Source organism: Diplocloster agilis (genome assembly GCF_019042275.1).
Lineage (GTDB): Bacteria > Bacillota > Clostridia > Lachnospirales > Lachnospiraceae > Diplocloster > Diplocloster agilis.
Window position 1 is genome coordinate 19,455 of record NZ_JAHQCW010000014.1, and the last position, 18,127, is coordinate 37,581.

The 18,127-nt window shown below is 50.9% G+C and carries 17 protein-coding genes; all 17 read right to left on the reverse strand.

Annotated elements, in window-relative coordinates:
* Window positions 1–24 precede the first annotated feature (24 nt).
* The 17 genes from rpiA to KTH89_RS10040 all read right to left on the reverse strand — a co-directional run bounded on the left by rpiA (window position 25) and on the right by KTH89_RS10040 (window position 18,112).
* The gene (rpiA, locus tag KTH89_RS09960; protein WP_238721493.1) at window positions 25–729 is read right to left on the reverse strand and encodes a ribose-5-phosphate isomerase RpiA; all 705 of its coding nucleotides are present in this window, start codon (window positions 727–729) and stop codon (window positions 25–27) included.
* Window positions 729–2,150, reverse strand: a complete 1,422-nt coding sequence (gene zwf / locus KTH89_RS09965) for a glucose-6-phosphate dehydrogenase (protein ID WP_158344131.1) — start codon at window positions 2,148–2,150, stop codon at window positions 729–731. Before zwf ends, rpiA begins: the two co-directional genes overlap by 1 nt.
* Before the next feature lie 2 nt (window positions 2,151–2,152).
* Complete coding sequence (gene gndA, locus KTH89_RS09970; RefSeq protein ID WP_158344130.1) at window positions 2,153–3,571, reverse strand: NADP-dependent phosphogluconate dehydrogenase; 1,419 nt, start codon at window positions 3,569–3,571, stop codon at window positions 2,153–2,155.
* A gap of 57 nt (window positions 3,572–3,628) precedes the next feature.
* Entirely contained in the window at window positions 3,629–4,630 is a 1,002-nt protein-coding gene (locus KTH89_RS09975; protein ID WP_158344129.1) for a lactonase family protein, read from the reverse strand.
* Window positions 4,631–4,890: 260 nt separating this feature from the next.
* Window positions 4,891–5,931, reverse strand: a complete 1,041-nt coding sequence (locus KTH89_RS09980) for an aldose epimerase family protein (RefSeq protein WP_158344128.1) — start codon at window positions 5,929–5,931, stop codon at window positions 4,891–4,893.
* Window positions 5,932–6,041: 110 nt separating this feature from the next.
* Window positions 6,042–7,127, reverse strand: coding sequence for an aspartate-semialdehyde dehydrogenase (gene asd / locus KTH89_RS09985; RefSeq protein WP_158344127.1), 1,086 nt, complete (start codon window positions 7,125–7,127; stop codon window positions 6,042–6,044).
* 197 nt (window positions 7,128–7,324) lie between these two features.
* Window positions 7,325–8,728 carry an argininosuccinate lyase gene (argH, locus tag KTH89_RS09990; RefSeq protein ID WP_158344126.1) on the reverse strand — a complete coding sequence of 468 codons (1,404 nt, stop codon included), beginning with the start codon at window positions 8,726–8,728 and terminating at the stop codon, window positions 7,325–7,327.
* 48 nt (window positions 8,729–8,776) lie between these two features.
* Complete coding sequence (locus KTH89_RS09995) at window positions 8,777–9,940, reverse strand: phosphopentomutase (RefSeq protein WP_158344125.1); 1,164 nt, start codon at window positions 9,938–9,940, stop codon at window positions 8,777–8,779.
* Window positions 9,941–10,599: 659 nt separating this feature from the next.
* Window positions 10,600–11,298: a SpoIIIAH-like family protein gene (locus KTH89_RS10000; protein ID WP_158344124.1), complete on the reverse strand. Its 699-nt coding sequence runs from the start codon at window positions 11,296–11,298 to the stop codon at window positions 10,600–10,602.
* 58 nt (window positions 11,299–11,356) lie between these two features.
* Window positions 11,357–11,923, reverse strand: a complete 567-nt coding sequence (locus KTH89_RS10005; RefSeq protein ID WP_238721495.1) for a stage III sporulation protein AG — start codon at window positions 11,921–11,923, stop codon at window positions 11,357–11,359.
* A gap of 3 nt (window positions 11,924–11,926) precedes the next feature.
* On the reverse strand, window positions 11,927–12,520 hold the full coding sequence (gene spoIIIAF / locus KTH89_RS10010; RefSeq protein WP_238721497.1) for a stage III sporulation protein AF: 594 nt from the start codon (window positions 12,518–12,520) through the stop codon (window positions 11,927–11,929).
* Between the two features lie 14 nt (window positions 12,521–12,534).
* Window positions 12,535–13,788 (reverse strand): stage III sporulation protein AE, encoded by a 1,254-nt coding sequence (locus KTH89_RS10015; protein ID WP_158344122.1) that lies wholly within the window; start codon window positions 13,786–13,788, stop codon window positions 12,535–12,537.
* A 13-nt stretch (window positions 13,789–13,801) separates the two neighbouring features.
* A complete protein-coding gene (locus KTH89_RS10020) occupies window positions 13,802–14,191 on the reverse strand; it encodes a SpoIIIAC/SpoIIIAD family protein (protein ID WP_158344121.1) in 390 nt (129 codons plus the stop codon).
* A 15-nt stretch (window positions 14,192–14,206) separates the two neighbouring features.
* A complete protein-coding gene (gene spoIIIAC, locus KTH89_RS10025; RefSeq protein WP_158344120.1) occupies window positions 14,207–14,401 on the reverse strand; it encodes a stage III sporulation protein AC in 195 nt (64 codons plus the stop codon).
* Between the two features lie 86 nt (window positions 14,402–14,487).
* On the reverse strand, window positions 14,488–15,006 hold the full coding sequence (locus KTH89_RS10030) for a stage III sporulation protein AB (protein WP_158344119.1): 519 nt from the start codon (window positions 15,004–15,006) through the stop codon (window positions 14,488–14,490).
* Window positions 15,000–15,965: a stage III sporulation protein AA gene (gene spoIIIAA / locus KTH89_RS10035; RefSeq protein ID WP_158344118.1), complete on the reverse strand. Its 966-nt coding sequence runs from the start codon at window positions 15,963–15,965 to the stop codon at window positions 15,000–15,002. The genes KTH89_RS10030 and spoIIIAA overlap by 7 nt, the downstream gene beginning before the upstream one ends.
* A 260-nt stretch (window positions 15,966–16,225) precedes the next feature.
* Window positions 16,226–18,112 (reverse strand): ADP-ribosylglycohydrolase family protein, encoded by a 1,887-nt coding sequence (locus tag KTH89_RS10040; protein ID WP_158344117.1) that lies wholly within the window; start codon window positions 18,110–18,112, stop codon window positions 16,226–16,228.
* Window positions 18,113–18,127 lie beyond the last annotated feature (15 nt).

The following is an 18,127-nucleotide window of genomic DNA, read 5'->3' on the forward strand; positions in this document are numbered from 1 at the left end:
ATGACAATATTCAGGAATTGACACTTATAAATCGCCGCTTACGATTCGTTTTTTATTTTCAAGCACCCGTACTCCGGCCGAATCCGCCACAATGATCCGGGAGCAGACGGCCGGAAAATATCCCGTCTCCACCACTCCCGGATAGCTGCGCAGCAAACCGGACAGCTTCCGGTAACCGGCCGGGGACGGACTGTGGATATCCAAAATATAATTCCCGTTATCCGTACGATATGCCTGCCCGTTTTCGATACGGAGAATCGGTGTGTAACCAAGGCTTTGGATTTTCTCGGACAATAAGCGCCACCCAAACGGCAGGACTTCCACCGGCAGCGGAAAAGCGCCCAGCTTTAAAACCTGTTTTCTGTGATCCATGATCCAGATCACCTGCTTGGAATGGTAAGCCGTGATCTTTTCGCGGGTCAAAGCCCCGCCGCCTCCTTTGACCGCTTCAAAATCCGGATCGATCTCATCCACTCCGTCAATGGTCAGGTCTATGCGGGGAACCTCATTGATATCCGTCACGGGTATGCCGAATTCTTCCGCCAGCTTCTCAGAAGACCGGGAGGTGGCTACCGCCTTTAAACGCATCCCCTCTTTGACCAGTTCCCCTGCGCGCCTGATCAGATAATACGCGGTTGATCCGGTTCCCAGGCCCAGAATCATATTATCCCTAATGTACTCTGCCGCTTTTAAGGCGGCAGCCTGCTTTTGTTCCTGTTGCATGCGCATCACGGCTCCTCCACGATCCATTGGTGCCCCTCTGCTTCCAGAAGTTCATCCGCGGCTTCCGGGCCATTGGACCCGGACGGATAGACGTATATTGGATTCCCCGCCTGCCGGTACGCGCTGCGCAGCTGGTCGATATAATTCCAGCTGGTCTCGATCTGGTCCCACTGGGAGAACCAGGAACGCTCGCCTCGCAAGCAGGCCCCCAGCAGTCGTTCATAGGCCTCCGGCGTATTGATCCTGTTTTCCAGCGAACAGCTTTGGCAAAAATCCATCTTGGCCTGCGAGATCTCGTCGGTGTCTCCGGGTTTCTTTATATTGAACTGCAGATGCACCCCTTCCTCCGGCTGTATTTTCACCACCAGAATATCCGGTTCAATACCCGGCTCCGGCCGTTTAAATACAATCGTCACTTCCATCTCCCTGCGCCCCAGCTTCTTACCGGTGCGGATGTAGAACGGCGTCCCTTTCCAACGTTCATTGTCAATGAACACTTTTAATGCCGCATAGGTCTCCGTAACCGAATGGGGAGACACCCCGGGCTCCTGCCGATACCCCTCGTATTGAGCCAGCACCAGCTGACTGCCGATCTGTTCCGGGCTGACCGGACGCAGAGCTTTTAATACCCGGATCTGTTCTTCATGCATCCCCTCGGGCGACAAATCCTGCGGCCGCTCCATGGCTACGATGGACAGGATCTGAAACAGATGGTTCTGCACCATATCCTTCATAGCCCCGCTGGTATCATAGTAGCCGGCCCTGGTCTCCACTCCCACATTTTCCATCGCCGAGATCTGGATATAGTCGATGTAGTCCGCATTCCATATATTCTTAAAGATGGGGTTCGTGAACCGGATCGTCTGGATATTCCGGATCATTTCCTTGCCCAGATAATGGTCGATCCGATAGATTGATTCCGGATCAAAGAATGCTTCCAGCTTGTCATTTAACTCTTCCGCCGCTTTCAGGCTTTCCCCGAACGGTTTTTCCAGAATCACCTTTCCTTGTTCCGCACCCGTCACACGTCCTAAGCCCTGGGCGATCACAGGGAAAAACCTGGGCGCCACGGCAAAATAGAAAATATGGGCATCGATCCGGCTTTCCTGATAGAAATCGTCCAACGCGTCATAGGCAGCCTCCTGTGTGAAATCCATCTGATAGTAGCGGATCCCCTGGATAAACTGCCGGTACGCCTCTTCCCGGAATACGATCCTGGAAAAACGGCGGACCCATTCTCTGGCCGCTTCACAGTACGTCTGGGTGGTATAATCCCGGCGGCCGATTATAATTATCCGCTCCGCCGGCAGTTTGCCGGAGGCGCTCATGTTATACAGGGCCGGCAGCAGCTTCCGAAATGTCAGGTCGCCGGTGCCCCCGAAGATAGTCAGCGCTTGTTTCATATTATCCTCCAATCGTACATACATTCTCAATCCTCTTTCTTTTTTCCCCAGTCGTGGTGGAAACTGCCCTCCTGGTCGGTACGCAGATAGGTGTGCGCGCCGAAGCAGTCCCTCTGGGCCTGAATCAGGTTGGCCCCTACGTGCGCCCCGCGAAACGCGTCCAGATACGCCAAAGCATTGGTCATGGCCGGCAGAGGAAGACCGCTTTTGATTCCCTGTGTTACGATTTCTCGCAGGCTGCCTTGATTTTTCTCTATTCCCTGCCGGAAAAATTCATGGAACAAAAGGTTTTCCAGGTTTGGATTCTCCTGAAATGCAGCGGTGATATCATTCAGGAACACAGCCTGGATGATGCAGCCGGCCCGGAAGATGGACGCGATCTTCCCAAGTTCAAGGTTCCACTCATACTGTTTTGAGGCATCCTTAAGCAGAGAAAAGCCCTGGGCATAGGCAAGGATTTTAGCGGCGTAGAGTCCCTCCCGCACCATGCGGATAAAGGAAAGCGGCTCGCCCGCAGCCGTCACATCCGGCCCCTTCAGAAGCCGAAACGCTTTTTCCCGTTCCTGAAGACGGTTGGACATCACTCTGGCGTTGCAGGCAGCCGTAATCATAGATACGTCGATTCCCTGCTTCAGGGATTCGATACTGGTCCAACGGCCGGTTCCTTTCTGGGCGGCGCTGTCCAGGATATAATCCACCAGTTCGCCGGTGGTACAGTCGTCCGGTTCCTTTAATATATCCGCCGTAATGCCGATCAGATAGCTCTTGAGTTCTCCTGACTGCCATTCCCCGAAAATCTCGGAAAGCCTCTGGTTATCAAATCCGCCAATATATTTTAAGAGCAGGTAAGCTTCGGCGATCAGCTGCATATCGGCATATTCAATTCCGTTGTGGACCATTTTCACATAATGTCCGGCCCCGTCCGGTCCGATATAGGTACAGCAGGGTTCTCCCTCTGCCTTTGCCGATATATCCCGCAGAATCGGCCCAATCTCCCCGTACGCATCCGCGTCGCCGCCCGGCATAATGGACGGGCCGAATCTGGCCCCTTCCTCCCCGCCGGAGATGCCGACCCCGTAATAACGGATCCCCTGCTGCTCAAGCAGTTTTGAGCGTCTTCTGGTATCCTCGAAAAAGGAATTCCCGCCGTCCATCAGGATATCCCCCTCCTCCAAAAGAGGGGCCAGGTTCCCGATCACCGCGTCCACCGGAGCTCCCGCTTTGATCATCATGATAATTTTCCGGGGTCTGCGAAGCGCCCCTGTCAATTCTTCCAGGCTGTAATATGGCTGTATCCCCTCGTGAGGATATTCCTTAACCATCGCTTCGGTTACCTCTTTTGACCGGTTATACACGGCCACCCGGTATCCGTGATCCGCCATGTTAAGCGCCAGGCTCCTACCCATTACAGAAAGTCCGATTACCGCAATATCATATTTATCCATCTGATTTCCTCCATGTTATCGTCTATTTTTCTCTTCGAGTGTTCTTTTTTATGGTTTCTATTCGGTCCCGCTTATATGATCCGGATCAAATACCAGGCTGACGGCCTCATTTAGGGTAACCGCATCACAGATTTCCTTAATTCTTCCGGTCTGGACGCCCAGCCTAAAACAGATCAGATTATTGGAAAACCGGTTCGCCACCAGCAGGTATTTTCCGCCCGGTACTATGACAAAATCCCTGGGATGCCTGCCGCCGCAGGACACAAACTGCACCGCTTCCGGAAGTTCTTCCTCCAGGGAAAACACGCTTAAAAGATCCGAACCCCGGGTAGACACATACAGGAACCGTTCATCCGGCGACATACGGACGGCTGCCGTGTCATCCTCATTCGTCCCTCTTTCCGGCAGAACCGAACGGGAATCCAGCTGATGAAATCCCGCATTTTCCTCCACCCGGAAGGTATACAGCTCGTTACTTCGTTCCGTCACCAGATAAAACCTGGTGTGGTCCCGGTTAAAGATCCCGTGCCGCGGACCGCTTCCGGCCGGAAAATTCAGTTCTCCCGCCGGCTCATAATTCCGGGAGCTGTCAAAAATCCGCACCGTATCAAGTTCCAGGCAGGGCACCAGCAGATAGCGCTCATGCAGGATAACCTGGTGGCAGCCGGCAGCCGGGGCAATGCTGATTCTTTTGACCAGACGCAGTCCCTCATCGGGCGCCTCCTGTTCTTCATAGACCATAACCGTTCCCTCATGGTAATTGGCTGTGTATATCCGCGGGCCGTCCTGGGTCACATAACACGAGGTCTGATCCTCACAAAATATCTCCGACGCCTGTTCCTTGGCTGATAAATCTACCAGACAAATCCCGGCCCGCTTATTGCGTTCCACCGGCGCTGCGATTTTCCCATTCTGCAAAGATACATATTTGGCATTCGGCGCAGGATAAAACAGTTTTGGCTCGGTCAATGCTCCCGTATCCGCATCAACCGTGAAGCGGTAAATCCCAAAACTCTGCGCAGATTCATAAGTTCCGGCGTATCCTGTTATTATACTCATATTACTCTTTCCTCCATCGTGCGGTTCCCGCACCTATCTCTATGGTGAACCCCTTAAATGTAATTATATCAATTACAGTTTACTTTTGCAACAAGTATTTCTAATATTTTATTGCATTCCCCTTAAAATATTCACGGATCGCATTTCCGCAGAAAAAAGACAGGACCGCCGGATGATACATCTGCCCCTCACCGGTATACTACCGTCGAAGAAGCCTGTCATCTGACAATCCTGTCTGTTTGGCTGAAAAAGCCCGTTAATTATTCACATTTAAATTTGTAAACCGTGGTGGTATCGTAGCATTCCCCTGCCTTTACCACCGGCGAAGGAAACTCCGGTTTATTCACGGCATCCGGATAATACTGGGTTTCAAAGCAGACACCGGCACGTTTTGCATAAGAGCAGCCGCCTTTTCCGGTCTCTCCCATCAGGTAATTCCCGCTGTAGAACTGGACGCCGGGCAGATCGGTATACATTTCCATCACGATACCGCTGTCCTCCGATTTTAGTACTGCGAACGGCTGTCCGTTTCCGGGATGGGCCAATATCCAGTTATGATCATAACCGCCGGCCATAGTCAGCTGTTCAAAATCGCTGTCGATCTCATCCCCAATCCGCTTAGCCACACGGAAATCCATGGGAGTCTGGTCTACCGGCGCGATCTCCCCGGTGGGTATCGATTCTGCGTCCGTTGGTGTATACGCGTCTGCATCCATCCAAAGAATCTGATCCACGGCATTCCCGGAATCATGACCGTTCAGATTAAAATAGCAGTGATTCGTCATATTAAAAACCGTATCTTTATCCGAAACCGCGTGATAAGAGATCTTCACTTCGTTATCCGCGGTCAGCGTATAGATCACTGTGACATCTGCCGTTCCGGGAAATCCCTGATCCCCGTCCGGGCTGTGCAGACTGAAGATAACAGCCGGTTCCGCCCCGGTTCCGCTCATCTTCGCATCCCACATCCGCTCATAGTAACGGTTGAATCCGCTGTGCAGATTATTTCCATGATCGTTTTGATCTAATTTCCAGACAACCCCGTTCAGCTCAAAGGCCGCTTTTCCGATCCGGTTGGCATTCCTTCCAACGATAGCTCCCAGACCCGTATCATTGTGCCGATACCCTTGTGGGCCTTCAAATCCAAGTGCTACATCCAGCATCTTTCCGTCCCGATCCGGCACCAAAAGTGAATATAAAACCGCGCCATAATCGCATACGGTCAATTTACATCCGTTGCTGTTCTCCATCGTATAAAGCGTCGCTTCCGAATCCTGAAATTTACTAGTCGTTATCCCCATAACTGCATGCTCTCCTTTTGTAAAATTATCTCGTCTTTCATCGTACTATGAAATCTTCTAAAAATCAATGGGCACAACAAAAGGCACACAAAATGGGGTTCCTAATGCAGCTATTTCGCCTGAATATACCCCTGAGCCTTCAGAAGCTCCGCGCATAATACCGCGCCGCCGGCCGCACCGCGGACCGTGTTATGGGAAAGGCCCACGAATTTGTAATCATAGACGGTGTCTTCCCGGAGGCGTCCGACGGAAATTCCCATACCGTTCTCAAAGTTTACATCCATCTTCACCTGAGGGCGGTTATCTTCTTCCAGGTACTGGATGAACTGTTTCGGCGCGCTTGGCAGGTTCAGTTCCTGAGGAAGGCCCTTGAAGTTGACTAAGCGGTCGATCAGTTCTTCTTTGGACGGTTTCTTATCAAAGGATACAAACACGGCCGCGGTGTGTCCGTCCAGCACCGGCACGCGGATACACTGGCAGGTAATTAACGGGCTTTGGGCTTTGACGATAACGCCGTCCTCGATCTTGCCCCACAAACGCAAAGGCTCCTGCTCGCTCTTTTCCTCTTCTCCGCCGATGTAGGGGATGATATTTTCCATCATTTCGGGCCAGTCTTTGAAGGTCTTGCCTGCGCCGGAGATCGCCTGATAGGTCGTGGCTACCACAGTGGTTGGTACGAATTCTTTCCAGGCGGTCAATACGGGAGCGTAGCTTTGGATGGAACAGTTGGGCTTCACCGCCACGAACCCGCTCTTGGTCCCCAGGCGCTGTCTCTGGAATTTGATTACCTCGAAGTGCTCCGGATTGATCTCCGGCACTACCATGGGTACGTCCGGTGTCCAACGGTGCGCGCTGTTATTGGACACGACCGGCGTCTCTGTTTTTGCATAGGCTTCCTCGATGGCTTTTATTTCCTCTTTCGTCATATCGACGGCGCTGAATACAAAATCAACTCCGGCCGCTACTTTTTCAACCTCATTGACATTCATAACCACCAGTTTTTTAACAGCTTCCGGCATCGGCGTCTGCATTTTCCAACGGTCACCCACCGCATCCTCATAGGTCTTTCCCGCGGACCGGGGACTCGCAGCGATCGTAACCACTTCAAACCACGGATGATTTTCCAATAAGGAAATAAAACGCTGTCCTACCATACCGGTACCGCCCAGGATACCCACTCTCAATTTCTGACTCATTTTTTCATTCTCCTCGTTATGACTTTTTATTCATTCTAGCTTTTTATATGTAAGAGTTTCGCGTTTCACTTATAAAACTCTCCACTTGTGTACTGTGCTGTATCTTATTTTGTACTTGTTTTTGTGGGACGTACATTTGTCTTTGTTTTGAATATACTACTCCAATTCCGCTGAAAATGCAACTAAATTCCCTAATTTCAGCATTTTTCCGGGAAAGGATTCCATTCATTCCCAAGGTATTGTTTATTTTGTTCAATCACCTGTTCCATCACGCTTTTTCCCGGCGCTCCCAAAGTGATCCGCTTATCCACGCAGGTCTTAAGGCTGATGGCATCATAAATATCTTCCTCAAACACCGGGCTGATGGACTTGAATTCCTCCAGCGTCATGTCATCCAGAGCTTTGTTCTGTTCGATACAATACAGCACCAGGCGTCCCACGATCCCATGGGCGTCACGGAAGGGCACGCCGTGATTGACCAGATAATCCGCGGCGTCTGTGGCATTGGTGAATCCATTTTTCGCGCTGGTTTCCATCACGTCCCTTCGGAACTTCATGGTGGAGAGCATGCCGGTAAACAGCTGAATACATTTCTTTACCGTATCCAGGGCGTCAAAGGTCCATTCCTTGTCCTCCTGCATATCCTTGTTGTACGCCAACGGAAGGCCTTTCATAGTTGTAAGCAGCGCCATCAGCGAGCCATAGACCCGGCCGGTCTTACCGCGGACCAGTTCCGCGATATCCGGGTTCTTCTTTTGGGGCATGATGCTGCTTCCTGTGCTGAACGCGTCATCTATCTCCACAAACTGGTACTCGTTGGAATTCCAGATTATGATTTCTTCAGAGAACCGGCTCAGATGCATCATGATAATAGAGCAGGCGGACAACAGTTCCAGTACATAATCCCGGTCAGATACGGAGTCCATGCTGTTCAGCGTCGGTCCATAGAATCCCATCAGCTCCGCGGTCCGGTTCCGGTCCAGCGGATAGGTGGTCCCGGCCAGCGCGCCGGCTCCCAGCGGGCAGTAATTCATGCGCTTGAACACATCCTGCAGACGCTCCCGGTCCCTTTTAAACATCTCGAAATACGCTCCCAGATGATGTGCCAGCGTTACCGGCTGTGCCTTTTGCAGATGCGTGAATCCCGGCATATAGGTCTGCGTATTTTCCTCCATTATATGGAGCAGGACCTCCAGCAGCTCCCTGACCAGGGCCTCGATTTCCAACACGCCCACGCGGACATACAGTTTCATGTCCAATGCCACCTGATCGTTACGGCTTCGGCCTGTATGGAGCTTCTTTCCCACCTGTCCGATCCGGTCGATGAGATTCGCTTCCACAAAGCTATGGATGTCCTCATATTCTTTGGTGATTTGGAGCTTTCCGGATTCGACGTCCTCCTGTATGCCTTTCAGTCCCTCCACGATCTGCTTCATTTCTTCCTGCGTCAGCATTCCCTGCTGCGCCATCATGACCACATGGGCGACGCTGCCCTCGATATCCTGTTTATAAAAACGTTGGTCAAAGGTGATGGATGCATTAAAATCATAAACTAACTGGTCCGTCTGCTTCGTGAAACGGCCTCCCCATAACTGTGCCATAATTTTCTCTTTCCTTTCGTATCCTGCTTATTTATTTTATCTATTCTTTCAGAGGATCTCGTTTAAGAACGAAGAACCATCTATTTTCTGAGGTACTCCGAAATACTCCACTACCGTAGCACCGATGTCCGCAAACGTAGCCCTCGTTCCCAGATCCGCCCCGTTTCTGACCTGCCTTCCGGCAATCACAAGCGGCGTATATTCCCTGGAATGATCCGTAGAAGGAGTGGAGGGGTCGCAGCCATGATCCGCCGTAATCATTAAAATATCTTCCTCTTTTAATTTGGCCAGCAGCTCCGGGAGTCTCCGGTCAAAATAGGTAAGCGCCTTCGCATAGCCGTCCACGTCATTTCTGTGACCGTACAGCATATCGTAATCCACCAGATTCGTAAAGCACAACCCCTCAAAGTCCCGATCCATATAGGCCAATGTCTTATCGATTCCATCCTCGTTGCTGACCGTTCTCACGAAATCCGTCACCCCATCCGAGGCGAAAATATCCACGATTTTCCCCACGCTCAGCACAGCAAATCCGGCCTCGGACAACTGGGTAAGCATCGTAGCCTTCGGAGGGGTCAGCGAGAAGTCATGGCGGTTGCTGGTACGTTTAAAATCAGGATATGTCCCAACGAATGGTCTGGCGATCACCCGGCCGACTCCATGCTCCCCAACCAGCAGCTTCCTGGCGATCTCACAATCCCGGTATAACTCTTCTATGGGCACTACTTCCTCATGCGCCGCCACCTGAAACACGCTGTCCGCCGAGGTATAGACAATCAAATCCCCTGTTTTCACATGCTGCTCCCCATAATCCCGGATGACATCCGTGCCGGAATAAGGTTTGTTACAGAGCCATCCCCGCCCTGTCTGACGTGAGAAATCATCCAACAGGTCTTTCGGGAAGCCATCCGGGTAGGTAGGCATCTGTTTGTCCGATATCAGTCCCGCGATCTCCCAATGGCCGATGGTGGTGTCCTTCCCCTTGGAGGCCTCCGCCAGTCTGCCCCAGGCGCCTTGCGGATGCTCTTCCTTCGGGCCGCAGTCCACCTGATCAATATGAAACAAACCCAATTTTGCCATGTTCGGCATATCAAAATACGGGCTTGCGGAGCATGCCCGAAGCGTGTTACTGCCCTCATCACCGTATTCCGCGGCGTCCGGCAGCTCACCGATTCCTACACTATCCAGTACAATCAGAAATACTCTTTTCATATTCATTCTCCATTCTTTTTTCATGATTTGCGCGGTATCTTCTGTATTTATGGGAATTGGGGACATGTCCATTCTGGTTTGGGACATGTCCATTTCAGTTTGGGACATGTCTATTTCAGTTTGGGACATGTCTATTTCAGTTTGGGACATGTCTATCTTGTTATGACCATCGCGTTTCAGTACAGGCTTGGTTTAATTTATACAATAGCTTTCTTGAGCATATACATCCTTTTACGATTACATCCAGCTTGTTAGAACGATCTATCCATAACCCTCACCAAATACCACATAAACAGCCCGGCAGTTATTCCCCTATAAGAAAATCTGCTAAAATAAGAAGTCTATATCTCGCTATATTATTACAATCAGCATCTCCAAAATTGCTGTTATTCATTATAGCACAGATGATTCTCTTGAAAAAGTATAAAAATATTTATACAGCTTTATATAACAAATGATTACGGTTCTTACCATACCTTTCACCTATTACAATCTGTATCTACTTTCCAATTTCTTGTAATCATACTTGATTTAATCGATTCGGACATGTCCCAAACCAGAATGGACATGTCCCTCTTTACCTGAGTAAATCGTAAAAGTCAAACGGGCCCAGGGGCTTTTAGCCCCTCAGGCCCGTAATACCAAGCGATATAATCCTGCTATTCCGTAGCATTCATGGTGGTGATGACAATGTTTTCAGCGGGAACATCCGTCTTTCTCTTCACGATGTCTTCGATCTGCGCTCTCTGGGCATCGGATACCTCAGCGGCATTTACGATGACATCCGCTCCGTTCTCCGTAACGCTGACTACCACATCCGTGAAGCCCTTGGCTTCCAAAAGCATCTCTGCCGAGGTTTCCTTCTCTGCGATGGCGGTCATAGCGATCATGTTATCGATAGCCGTCTGCTTTTGCTCTTCCGTGATATTTGTGTTGTTGATGACTTCCATCAGGGTCTCTTTATTCTTTGCCCGAAGCTGCTCTTTATCCAGCTTGGCCTGAGCTGCGAAGCCTACGTTAGAGGAGTTGGCAAGAACCGCTTCGCCGGGTGTTTCGCCGCCGGTGCTGGCGACCTCGTCGGAGGATACCGCAGCGCCGTTGTTCAGATCCACGTCCAGGCTCTCGATGTCACCGGAAGAGGCCTGCTCTGCGGGCTGAGTCCCGTCTGTGCTGGCCTGGGAGAGAATATCCTCGTCGGAAATGTCCGACAGTTCATTTTTGGCCACATTGGTGCTGTTGGTGGCCTCCGCATCTTCCTTGCCCAGCTTGTTTCCCGAATAATTCAGATAGCCTGCGATCGCGATCATGATCGCCAATGCCGTTATAATCACCGAATTCTTTTTAAATATATTTTTCACTTTTCTGCCTCCATTCTTGTTATTTTTTAAGCTTTCATTTTTATTCATGGCCATCCCGTCATTTCATTTTCATTACTTTAATTTTATGTGCCTCTACATGAAATAATGCCTCAACTGCATCGGTTATGTTCTGAACAACTCTCGCATCTCCCCCGCCTTCCGCTATAATTATGACCCCCTCGATCTCCGGACCCAGTTCTTTTATGACATAAGGTGTCTGGGTACCGCTTCCCTCCTGCGCGTATATTGTCGTCTCCTGCGTGTTCGTCTCCTTGGTTTCCCGGGTTCCCCCTTCGCTGTCGGTCTCCGTCACCACATTGCCGGTGGTGTTCTGGTCTTTCTCGACGATCTTCTCCCCTTTGGACTTGAGGGTGATCATCACATCCACCTTGCCTACGCCTTCTACCTGGCTTAACGCCTTTTTTAGTTTCTGCTCCAGCTCCGTCTCATAGGAATTCGTGGAAACCGCCGCGGCCTGCTGCGCCGCCGGCTGTTCTTTTTCTTCCTGCGTTTTGCTCTTCTTATCCGTGGGAAGTGCGATGATCACCAGAAGCACTCCTACCAGTAAAATGATCAGCAGCTGATCCTTTTTTAAATTTTTGATATTCAGCTTTCCCATTTTCATAGGCTACCTCTGTATACTAATATTTATATTACTAGCGGAAATATTATAGAATCGTTCCAAATCATTTTTTATGTTAATTTCTTCCATACTTTCAGGCTGATACTCTTCCTTTTCTTCTGTTCCGATGCGGACAGGTTCGATATAGATCCCCTCCGCCTGTTTTTGGGAATACGCAGCCGTAATATGGATCTGACGGATACTGCCGTAATCCTCACTGCTCTCATCCTCCTCCATCACGACCTGAATGTCTACCGGATACAAACCGTCCTGCTCCACCACTTCCCCGATTTCTTTTGCCACCTCCTCCTCATATCCGGTAAACAGCCTGCTTTTCTGCGCATTTTCAAAAGATTCCGCCTGATCGTCCAGCTCATTTAGTTCCTGCTCAAAGCTGCTGGTCATAAAGGTAAAATCCATGGTGCGGTTTAATTTCAGCAGGCTGGTGATTGGAGAGAGAACCAGCAGCACCAGTACCATACCGGTAAATAGCTTTACATATTTTTTATAATTATTGTTTGGAAGTACATTCATTACCGCTGTGATCAGGATCAGATAGAACGCGATATTTTTTACCCACTGATAAATCTGTTCGATCAAAATATTCTCCTTTCTCAACCGGTCAGGCTGGAGGCACTCACCACAGCGATCGTAACCATGAACAGAACCGCCGCGGTAAAGATTGCCTTCATGGACAGTTTGGCCCCCTCTCCCACACAGCTGATGCAGCCCAGCATCCGTTTGTCGGATACCGGCTGGACTACCGCCGCCACCATTTTATAGAGAAATGTGTAAATCGCCAGCTTTAACACCGGAATCAGGCAGATCAGCAGGAGAATAATCATGGCCGCCACTCCTATGCTGTTCTTGATCAGTACGGAGGACCCGATGATCACTTCGGTTACCGCGTTGATCGTCCCGCCCACCCCCGGGATAATACCGGCCGTTTTGTTCAGCACCGACACCCGGAAAGCATCCACGGCGGGGGCAATAAGGCTTTGAATGACGGAAAACCCGATCACCAGCGCCAACAGCGATTTTAAGACCCATTCCACGGCGCTGCGGATCAAGGAAGCCAGTCTGGAGAGAAAATCTTCTTTTGAAAGGTTATTGACCAGTACCAGGATGACATAGATGTGGATCATGGGAAGGATGATATTTAACAGGATCCAGTTCACCAGATACACCAGACCCAGAGTGAAGCCATAGAAGGCGGCAGCCGTGGTTCCCCCGCTGGCAACAGCCACGGTCAGAAAATACGCGGGGATCAGCGCCCTCATAAAATCCAGAATTCCTCCGATCGCGCCTGTAGTCAGCTTGGTTATGGTCTCAAAGGATGTGATCAGAATCGCCAGGAGCAGCAGATAGATAATGTAGAAACTGACCTCTGCGATCTGTTGGTTTTCAAATACATTGGCAAAATTCATGAATATGGCGGACGCGGTCACCAGGATCAGGATCTGAACCAGCATCCTGCGGTTATTGCCAAATTCCTGCTCGATTCTGCCAAAGACCAGATCCTTTACCAGATCCAGACTGAATTTTGCGTCTCCGTCCAATACCTTCCGGACGGTTCCCTCAAAATCCACATCGGAGTTCCCCAGCACCTCATCCAGCGTCTGCTGGATATCCCCAAACTCCACCTCGTCCAACAGGGAGGTATCCATCTGGGCGGTACTCGTCTGGGAGGTACTCGTCTGGGAGGTATTCGTCTGGGCAGAAACCATCTGAGACGTAACCGACTGCGCAGAAGCCGTCTGAAAGGTATCCGCCCGCGCAGAAATCGTCTGGGAGGCACAGGCGCAGATTCCTCCAAAGAAAAAGGCCACAATAAAGGCTGTCCAAAAAATAACTCTTCTTTTTTTCACTCTTCCCATCCTTTCAGGCCGCCAGGAAGCCGTTGATGGTTTCCAGAAGCGCCAGAAGGATCGGCATGCTGACTGCCAGGATCGCCAGCTTGCTGAACACCTCGATCTGGCTGGCTATGGTCGCATGACCGGCATCTTTGCAGATGGCGGAAGAAAATTCGGAGATATAGGTAATTCCGATAATTTTCACCAACGTTCCGATATAAGCGCTGTGAACGGAAATAAAACTCTGTATGGTCTGGATTGCCTGGATGATGATTTCCAGGCGTCTGGCCGCGTAGAAAAAAATGACCAGGCTGGTAGCTATACTTATGTAAACGGAATACTCCGGCTTTGTCCCCTTTAACTGAACCGCCAATAAAATCCCCACGATTCCCAGAATGCCGATTCTCAGCATATCCATCCGCTCTCACCGCCTTTACAACATGAATAAGTCCTTAATGGTCTGAAACAAATCAAAAATGTACGGCAGAATCCAGAATAATACCAGGATCAGCCCCGCCAGGCTGGTCAGGAACGCATGCTCCTCCCGCCCGCTGTGTTTTAACACCTGGCTTAATACGGAAACCAGGATTCCCACCGCTGCTATTTTAAATATGAGATTAACGCTCATGTTTACCTCCTGTGGCGCATGTTCGTGCGCCTTTTATTCAGGGATAGCGATACTATCTTTTCGAACTCGCTTACCTTCTCACGCTTTTACAGGATCAGGATCGCAATAAAAATGCCGCCCATCACACCCAGGCAATGATATATTCTGGATTTTGATCCGAAGACTTTCTCCGCCGCATGGATTTCATTTTCCAGCTGTTCGGTATACAAGCCCAGCGTGCCCAGCTGCATCTCATGGTCCAGATACCCGATATTTTCCCCCATATGCCGCAGGCTCTCCAGATCCGTCTTGGTCAGGCGGGTCTCCCGTAAGTCTTCCCGGATGCGTCTGTCCCATATTTCCTGAAATGTCTCTCCCTCGCAGTGATCCATATCCTGCGCCACTCCGGCAAAAAAAGCCTGAAAGGGTTCCCGGATCCGCCTGCCGATGCTGGCAAATGCCTCCGGCAGCGGTGCCTTTACATATTTGATCTCCCCCTGCAGCATCAGCATCAGCTTTCTCAAATAATGCAGCTGGTCGATCCGAAGCTTCAAATCCCGGCTCACGGAAAATCCCAGGCCTGTGGAAGCTGTCACCACCAGCAGAACACCGATCATCTTTAACATCCCTCACACCTCCTTCTTAGAAGGCTCTCGCCCTTTGCGTCGAAGATGTCCTGTACCGTCCCCACCTTTTTCCCATTGCACAGTATGATATAGCGGTCAAAGGTGTGTTCCGCCACCAGTTTTTCTAACAGCGGCTTCTGCAGGATATCCTGAAGGGAACTGCCGTGGACCGTGGCGATCAGCTTGCATCCGCAGTGGATCACGGACTCGATGGCGTGGGCGTCCTGATAATCCCCGATCTCGTCCACCGCGATCACCTGGGGCGCCATGGAACGGATCAGCATCATCATGCCCTCCGCTTTCGGGCAGCAGTCCATTACATCGGTGCGAATCCCCAGATCATTGCCGGGAACGCCCAGATAGGAACCCCCGATCTCCGACCGCTCGTCCACCACACCGACGGTTTGTCCTGCAAAGGAGCCTTGTCCGTCGGAAATCTGCCGGATCATATCCCGCAGCAGGGTAGTCTTGCCGCACCTGGGCGGTGAGATAATCAGGGTGTGGCAGATCTGATCGCCGTTCCTTATATAAGGAAGAACCGGATCGGCGCATCCTTTTATCTGATGGGAGACCCGGATATTGAGAAATGATATGTATTTCAGGCTTTTCACCCTGTCCCCCTCCACAATGGTCTTTCCTGCGATTCCCACCCGGTGGCCGCCCTGGATCGTGATAAACCCCTGCTTTACCTCATCCTCGAAGGCATACAGGGAATAATTTCCCACATATTCCAGGGTCTCCTGCACATCCTGTTTGTCCACGATTACGGCCCGGGCCTTGTCACCGTCAAGCGAGGGGGCCTCGCTCACGAAATATTCGCAGCCCCTGTAGATGATCAAGAGGGGACCGTTGACGCGCAGCCTGATCTCCTGCAGATCCTCGAAATCCAGAGGGAGCTGTTCCAGAAGAATCCGTATTCTCTTTGCCAATACTTTCATCAGTTCGCTTTTCTTGTCCATCTCTTCACCTCTTAGAACAATATATGTGGGATGTCCAAAAAAATGCACGGTATTTTACTTTTTTGTTCCGGGGCTTGTCTGAAAATTGCTGATCCCCCGGCTGCAGACGGATAAAAAAGGAAGGGGCTTATTCCCGGCAGCCAACTCGTACAGAGTCAGTGCCGGGACAAGTCCCTTCCTAATTACAGCGTTTATTGCCCGTCTAACAGAATGGTTCTTAAGCAATCTTTAAAATAGCCGCCTGCTATCTATTATTCCTACTATATTTCCGAGGCAAAATCAACATACCAGCGTTTGCGGTGAAAATGTTCGCCTTCGTATCTGCGCAGTCCGAAACTGAATTTCAGGCTTTCGGTCCTTCGAAGAAGTTTTAACACAATTTCGTTTGTCCCTTTGTTCAGATGTATGATTTCGTAATTATTGTATGGGGTCCAAAGGCGGATTTCATCCCGCTCCATGACGATTTCACCGTTGATCCACAGGCGGTAACCATCGTTATTTCCGATTACTACCCAGATGTCCCGGTCTTCGGGGGATATCAGGGTCTGTTGTAGATAAATTGCCCCCTGCCCCCGAAACGTAAATACTTCGTCTAAGGGGAGCAGATCTTCATAAGCGTTGATCCATATGGTGTCCTCCTGCGTGAAGGCTTCCCGGAAATTCTGCTCATCCAGGTACGCCTTATCCAGATAGGCCGCATTATTTACCATACATTCCAGGGTCGGAAGGTTGCATCCTTCTCCATGGGGAGAGGGAAGGCCGGGACGGTCCTGTTTTTCCAGCGCCTCGAAATATGGACCCGCCGCCTGCCATACAAATGCGCCCGCGATTCCGAAATCCGCGCCGGCATGGGCATAGTTCACGTGCAGCAGGTTTTTGTTATTGAGGTTTTGGACCTGCTCTGTGGTTGTGATGACGATCGGCATGGACTTGCTTTCACCAGGGTTTAAGGTAACCAGCTGCCCGCTGCCAAAGACATCCCAGCCTTCGGGCAGGCCGCTGATGGTTACCAGATCCTCCGTTTTACTCTCCGTCCGGTTATGTACGGTGATCTCGCAGGGACATTGATCCATTCGTCCGATAGCCGGGAAAGCTTTGTATTTGATATCAAATTCTATATCCTCTTTTCTCGGCGCGGGATGGGGAATGTCGATCCCACTTGGAATATCCGTTATGGCGGCTGCGCCGGCCAGTATGCCGATGGCGCAGGTTTCTTTGGATAGCTCGGCTATGGAATTGTTTTGCCGCTCTACGTCAATACCGATCACGAAGCTGTCGTCCACCAGAGCCTTCAGGGATGGATCGATGCCGGAAGCGCCTATGGTGATGCCCAGTAAGGCGGCCGCGGTGGCGCAGGTACAGTCGGTATCGTAGCCGCAGCGAAACGCGATGTTTACGGTCCGGTCCATATCCCCTTCTCCATACAGCAGCGCGATGATCACGATGCCCAGGTTGGTCACCGCATTGGTAAAATCAAAGTGGGCGTATTTGCGCATCATACGGGTCCGGGCGGTTTCCCAGTCTCTGCAGCCCGACTCGTAGTCCTTACAGACGTCCTGCACACAATTTCTGGGCCGTGAGCCCTCCGGCAGATAGCACAGACTGCCGGTTATCAATCGACTGATATCCGTCTCCTCAAATGCCGCGGCCTCCATAGCTGCATAGTACTCTTCGATCCATACGGAGGCTTCCGCGTGATCCAGACAGGCGTCCATCCGGGCGTATTCCGCCGCTTTCTTCGGATTCCCCGGGAAAATCATGCCCCAGATCTCCGAGCGGATCGGACAGCCTTCTCCTTCTTTGAATACGGGATTATTGAAAGACCCGCTATACGGCGGCATGATTCCCCTCTCATAGTTCTTCAGGAAAATACCATACTCACTGAATGGGTACCAACACTGCTCATTCCAGGCATCCGCCAGATCCCTGGATGTGATGGCCGGCCCTTTCTTTTGCAGCACCTCCAGCCATAAGAGCTGAAGATCCAGATCATCGTTGGGCAGATCCGGCCGTATCACTTCCCGGTAGTGTTCGTAGGGGATCACTTTCTTAATCCCCTCCACCGGGGCGCCTGCGGCGCCGCCCAGGCATTTGCCGATCCAGCCGCCGTGAACTTTGTCGAGATATTCCTGATATGTTATCTGCATGGCAGTTCTCCTTTT

Coding starts and splice junctions, on each gene's coding strand:
- rpiA (WP_238721493.1), bottom strand. CDS start 729: ATGCGCATGCAACAGGAACAAAAGCAGGCTGCCGCCTTAAAAGCGGCA.
- zwf (WP_158344131.1), bottom strand. CDS start 2,150: ATGTATGTACGATTGGAGGATAATATGAAACAAGCGCTGACTATCTTC.
- gndA (WP_158344130.1), bottom strand. CDS start 3,571: ATGGATAAATATGATATTGCGGTAATCGGACTTTCTGTAATGGGTAGG.
- KTH89_RS09975 (WP_158344129.1), bottom strand. CDS start 4,630: ATGAGTATAATAACAGGATACGCCGGAACTTATGAATCTGCGCAGAGT.
- KTH89_RS09980 (WP_158344128.1), bottom strand. CDS start 5,931: ATGGGGATAACGACTAGTAAATTTCAGGATTCGGAAGCGACGCTTTAT.
- asd (WP_158344127.1), bottom strand. CDS start 7,127: ATGAGTCAGAAATTGAGAGTGGGTATCCTGGGCGGTACCGGTATGGTA.
- argH (WP_158344126.1), bottom strand. CDS start 8,728: ATGGCACAGTTATGGGGAGGCCGTTTCACGAAGCAGACGGACCAGTTA.
- KTH89_RS09995 (WP_158344125.1), bottom strand. CDS start 9,940: ATGAAAAGAGTATTTCTGATTGTACTGGATAGTGTAGGAATCGGTGAG.
- KTH89_RS10005 (WP_238721495.1), bottom strand. CDS start 11,923: ATGAAAATGGGAAAGCTGAATATCAAAAATTTAAAAAAGGATCAGCTG.
- KTH89_RS10020 (WP_158344121.1), bottom strand. CDS start 14,191: ATGGATATGCTGAGAATCGGCATTCTGGGAATCGTGGGGATTTTATTG.
- spoIIIAC (WP_158344120.1), bottom strand. CDS start 14,401: ATGAGCGTTAATCTCATATTTAAAATAGCAGCGGTGGGAATCCTGGTT.
- KTH89_RS10030 (WP_158344119.1), bottom strand. CDS start 15,006: ATGTTAAAGATGATCGGTGTTCTGCTGGTGGTGACAGCTTCCACAGGC.
- spoIIIAA (WP_158344118.1), bottom strand. CDS start 15,965: ATGGACAAGAAAAGCGAACTGATGAAAGTATTGGCAAAGAGAATACGG.
- KTH89_RS10040 (WP_158344117.1), bottom strand. CDS start 18,112: ATGCAGATAACATATCAGGAATATCTCGACAAAGTTCACGGCGGCTGG.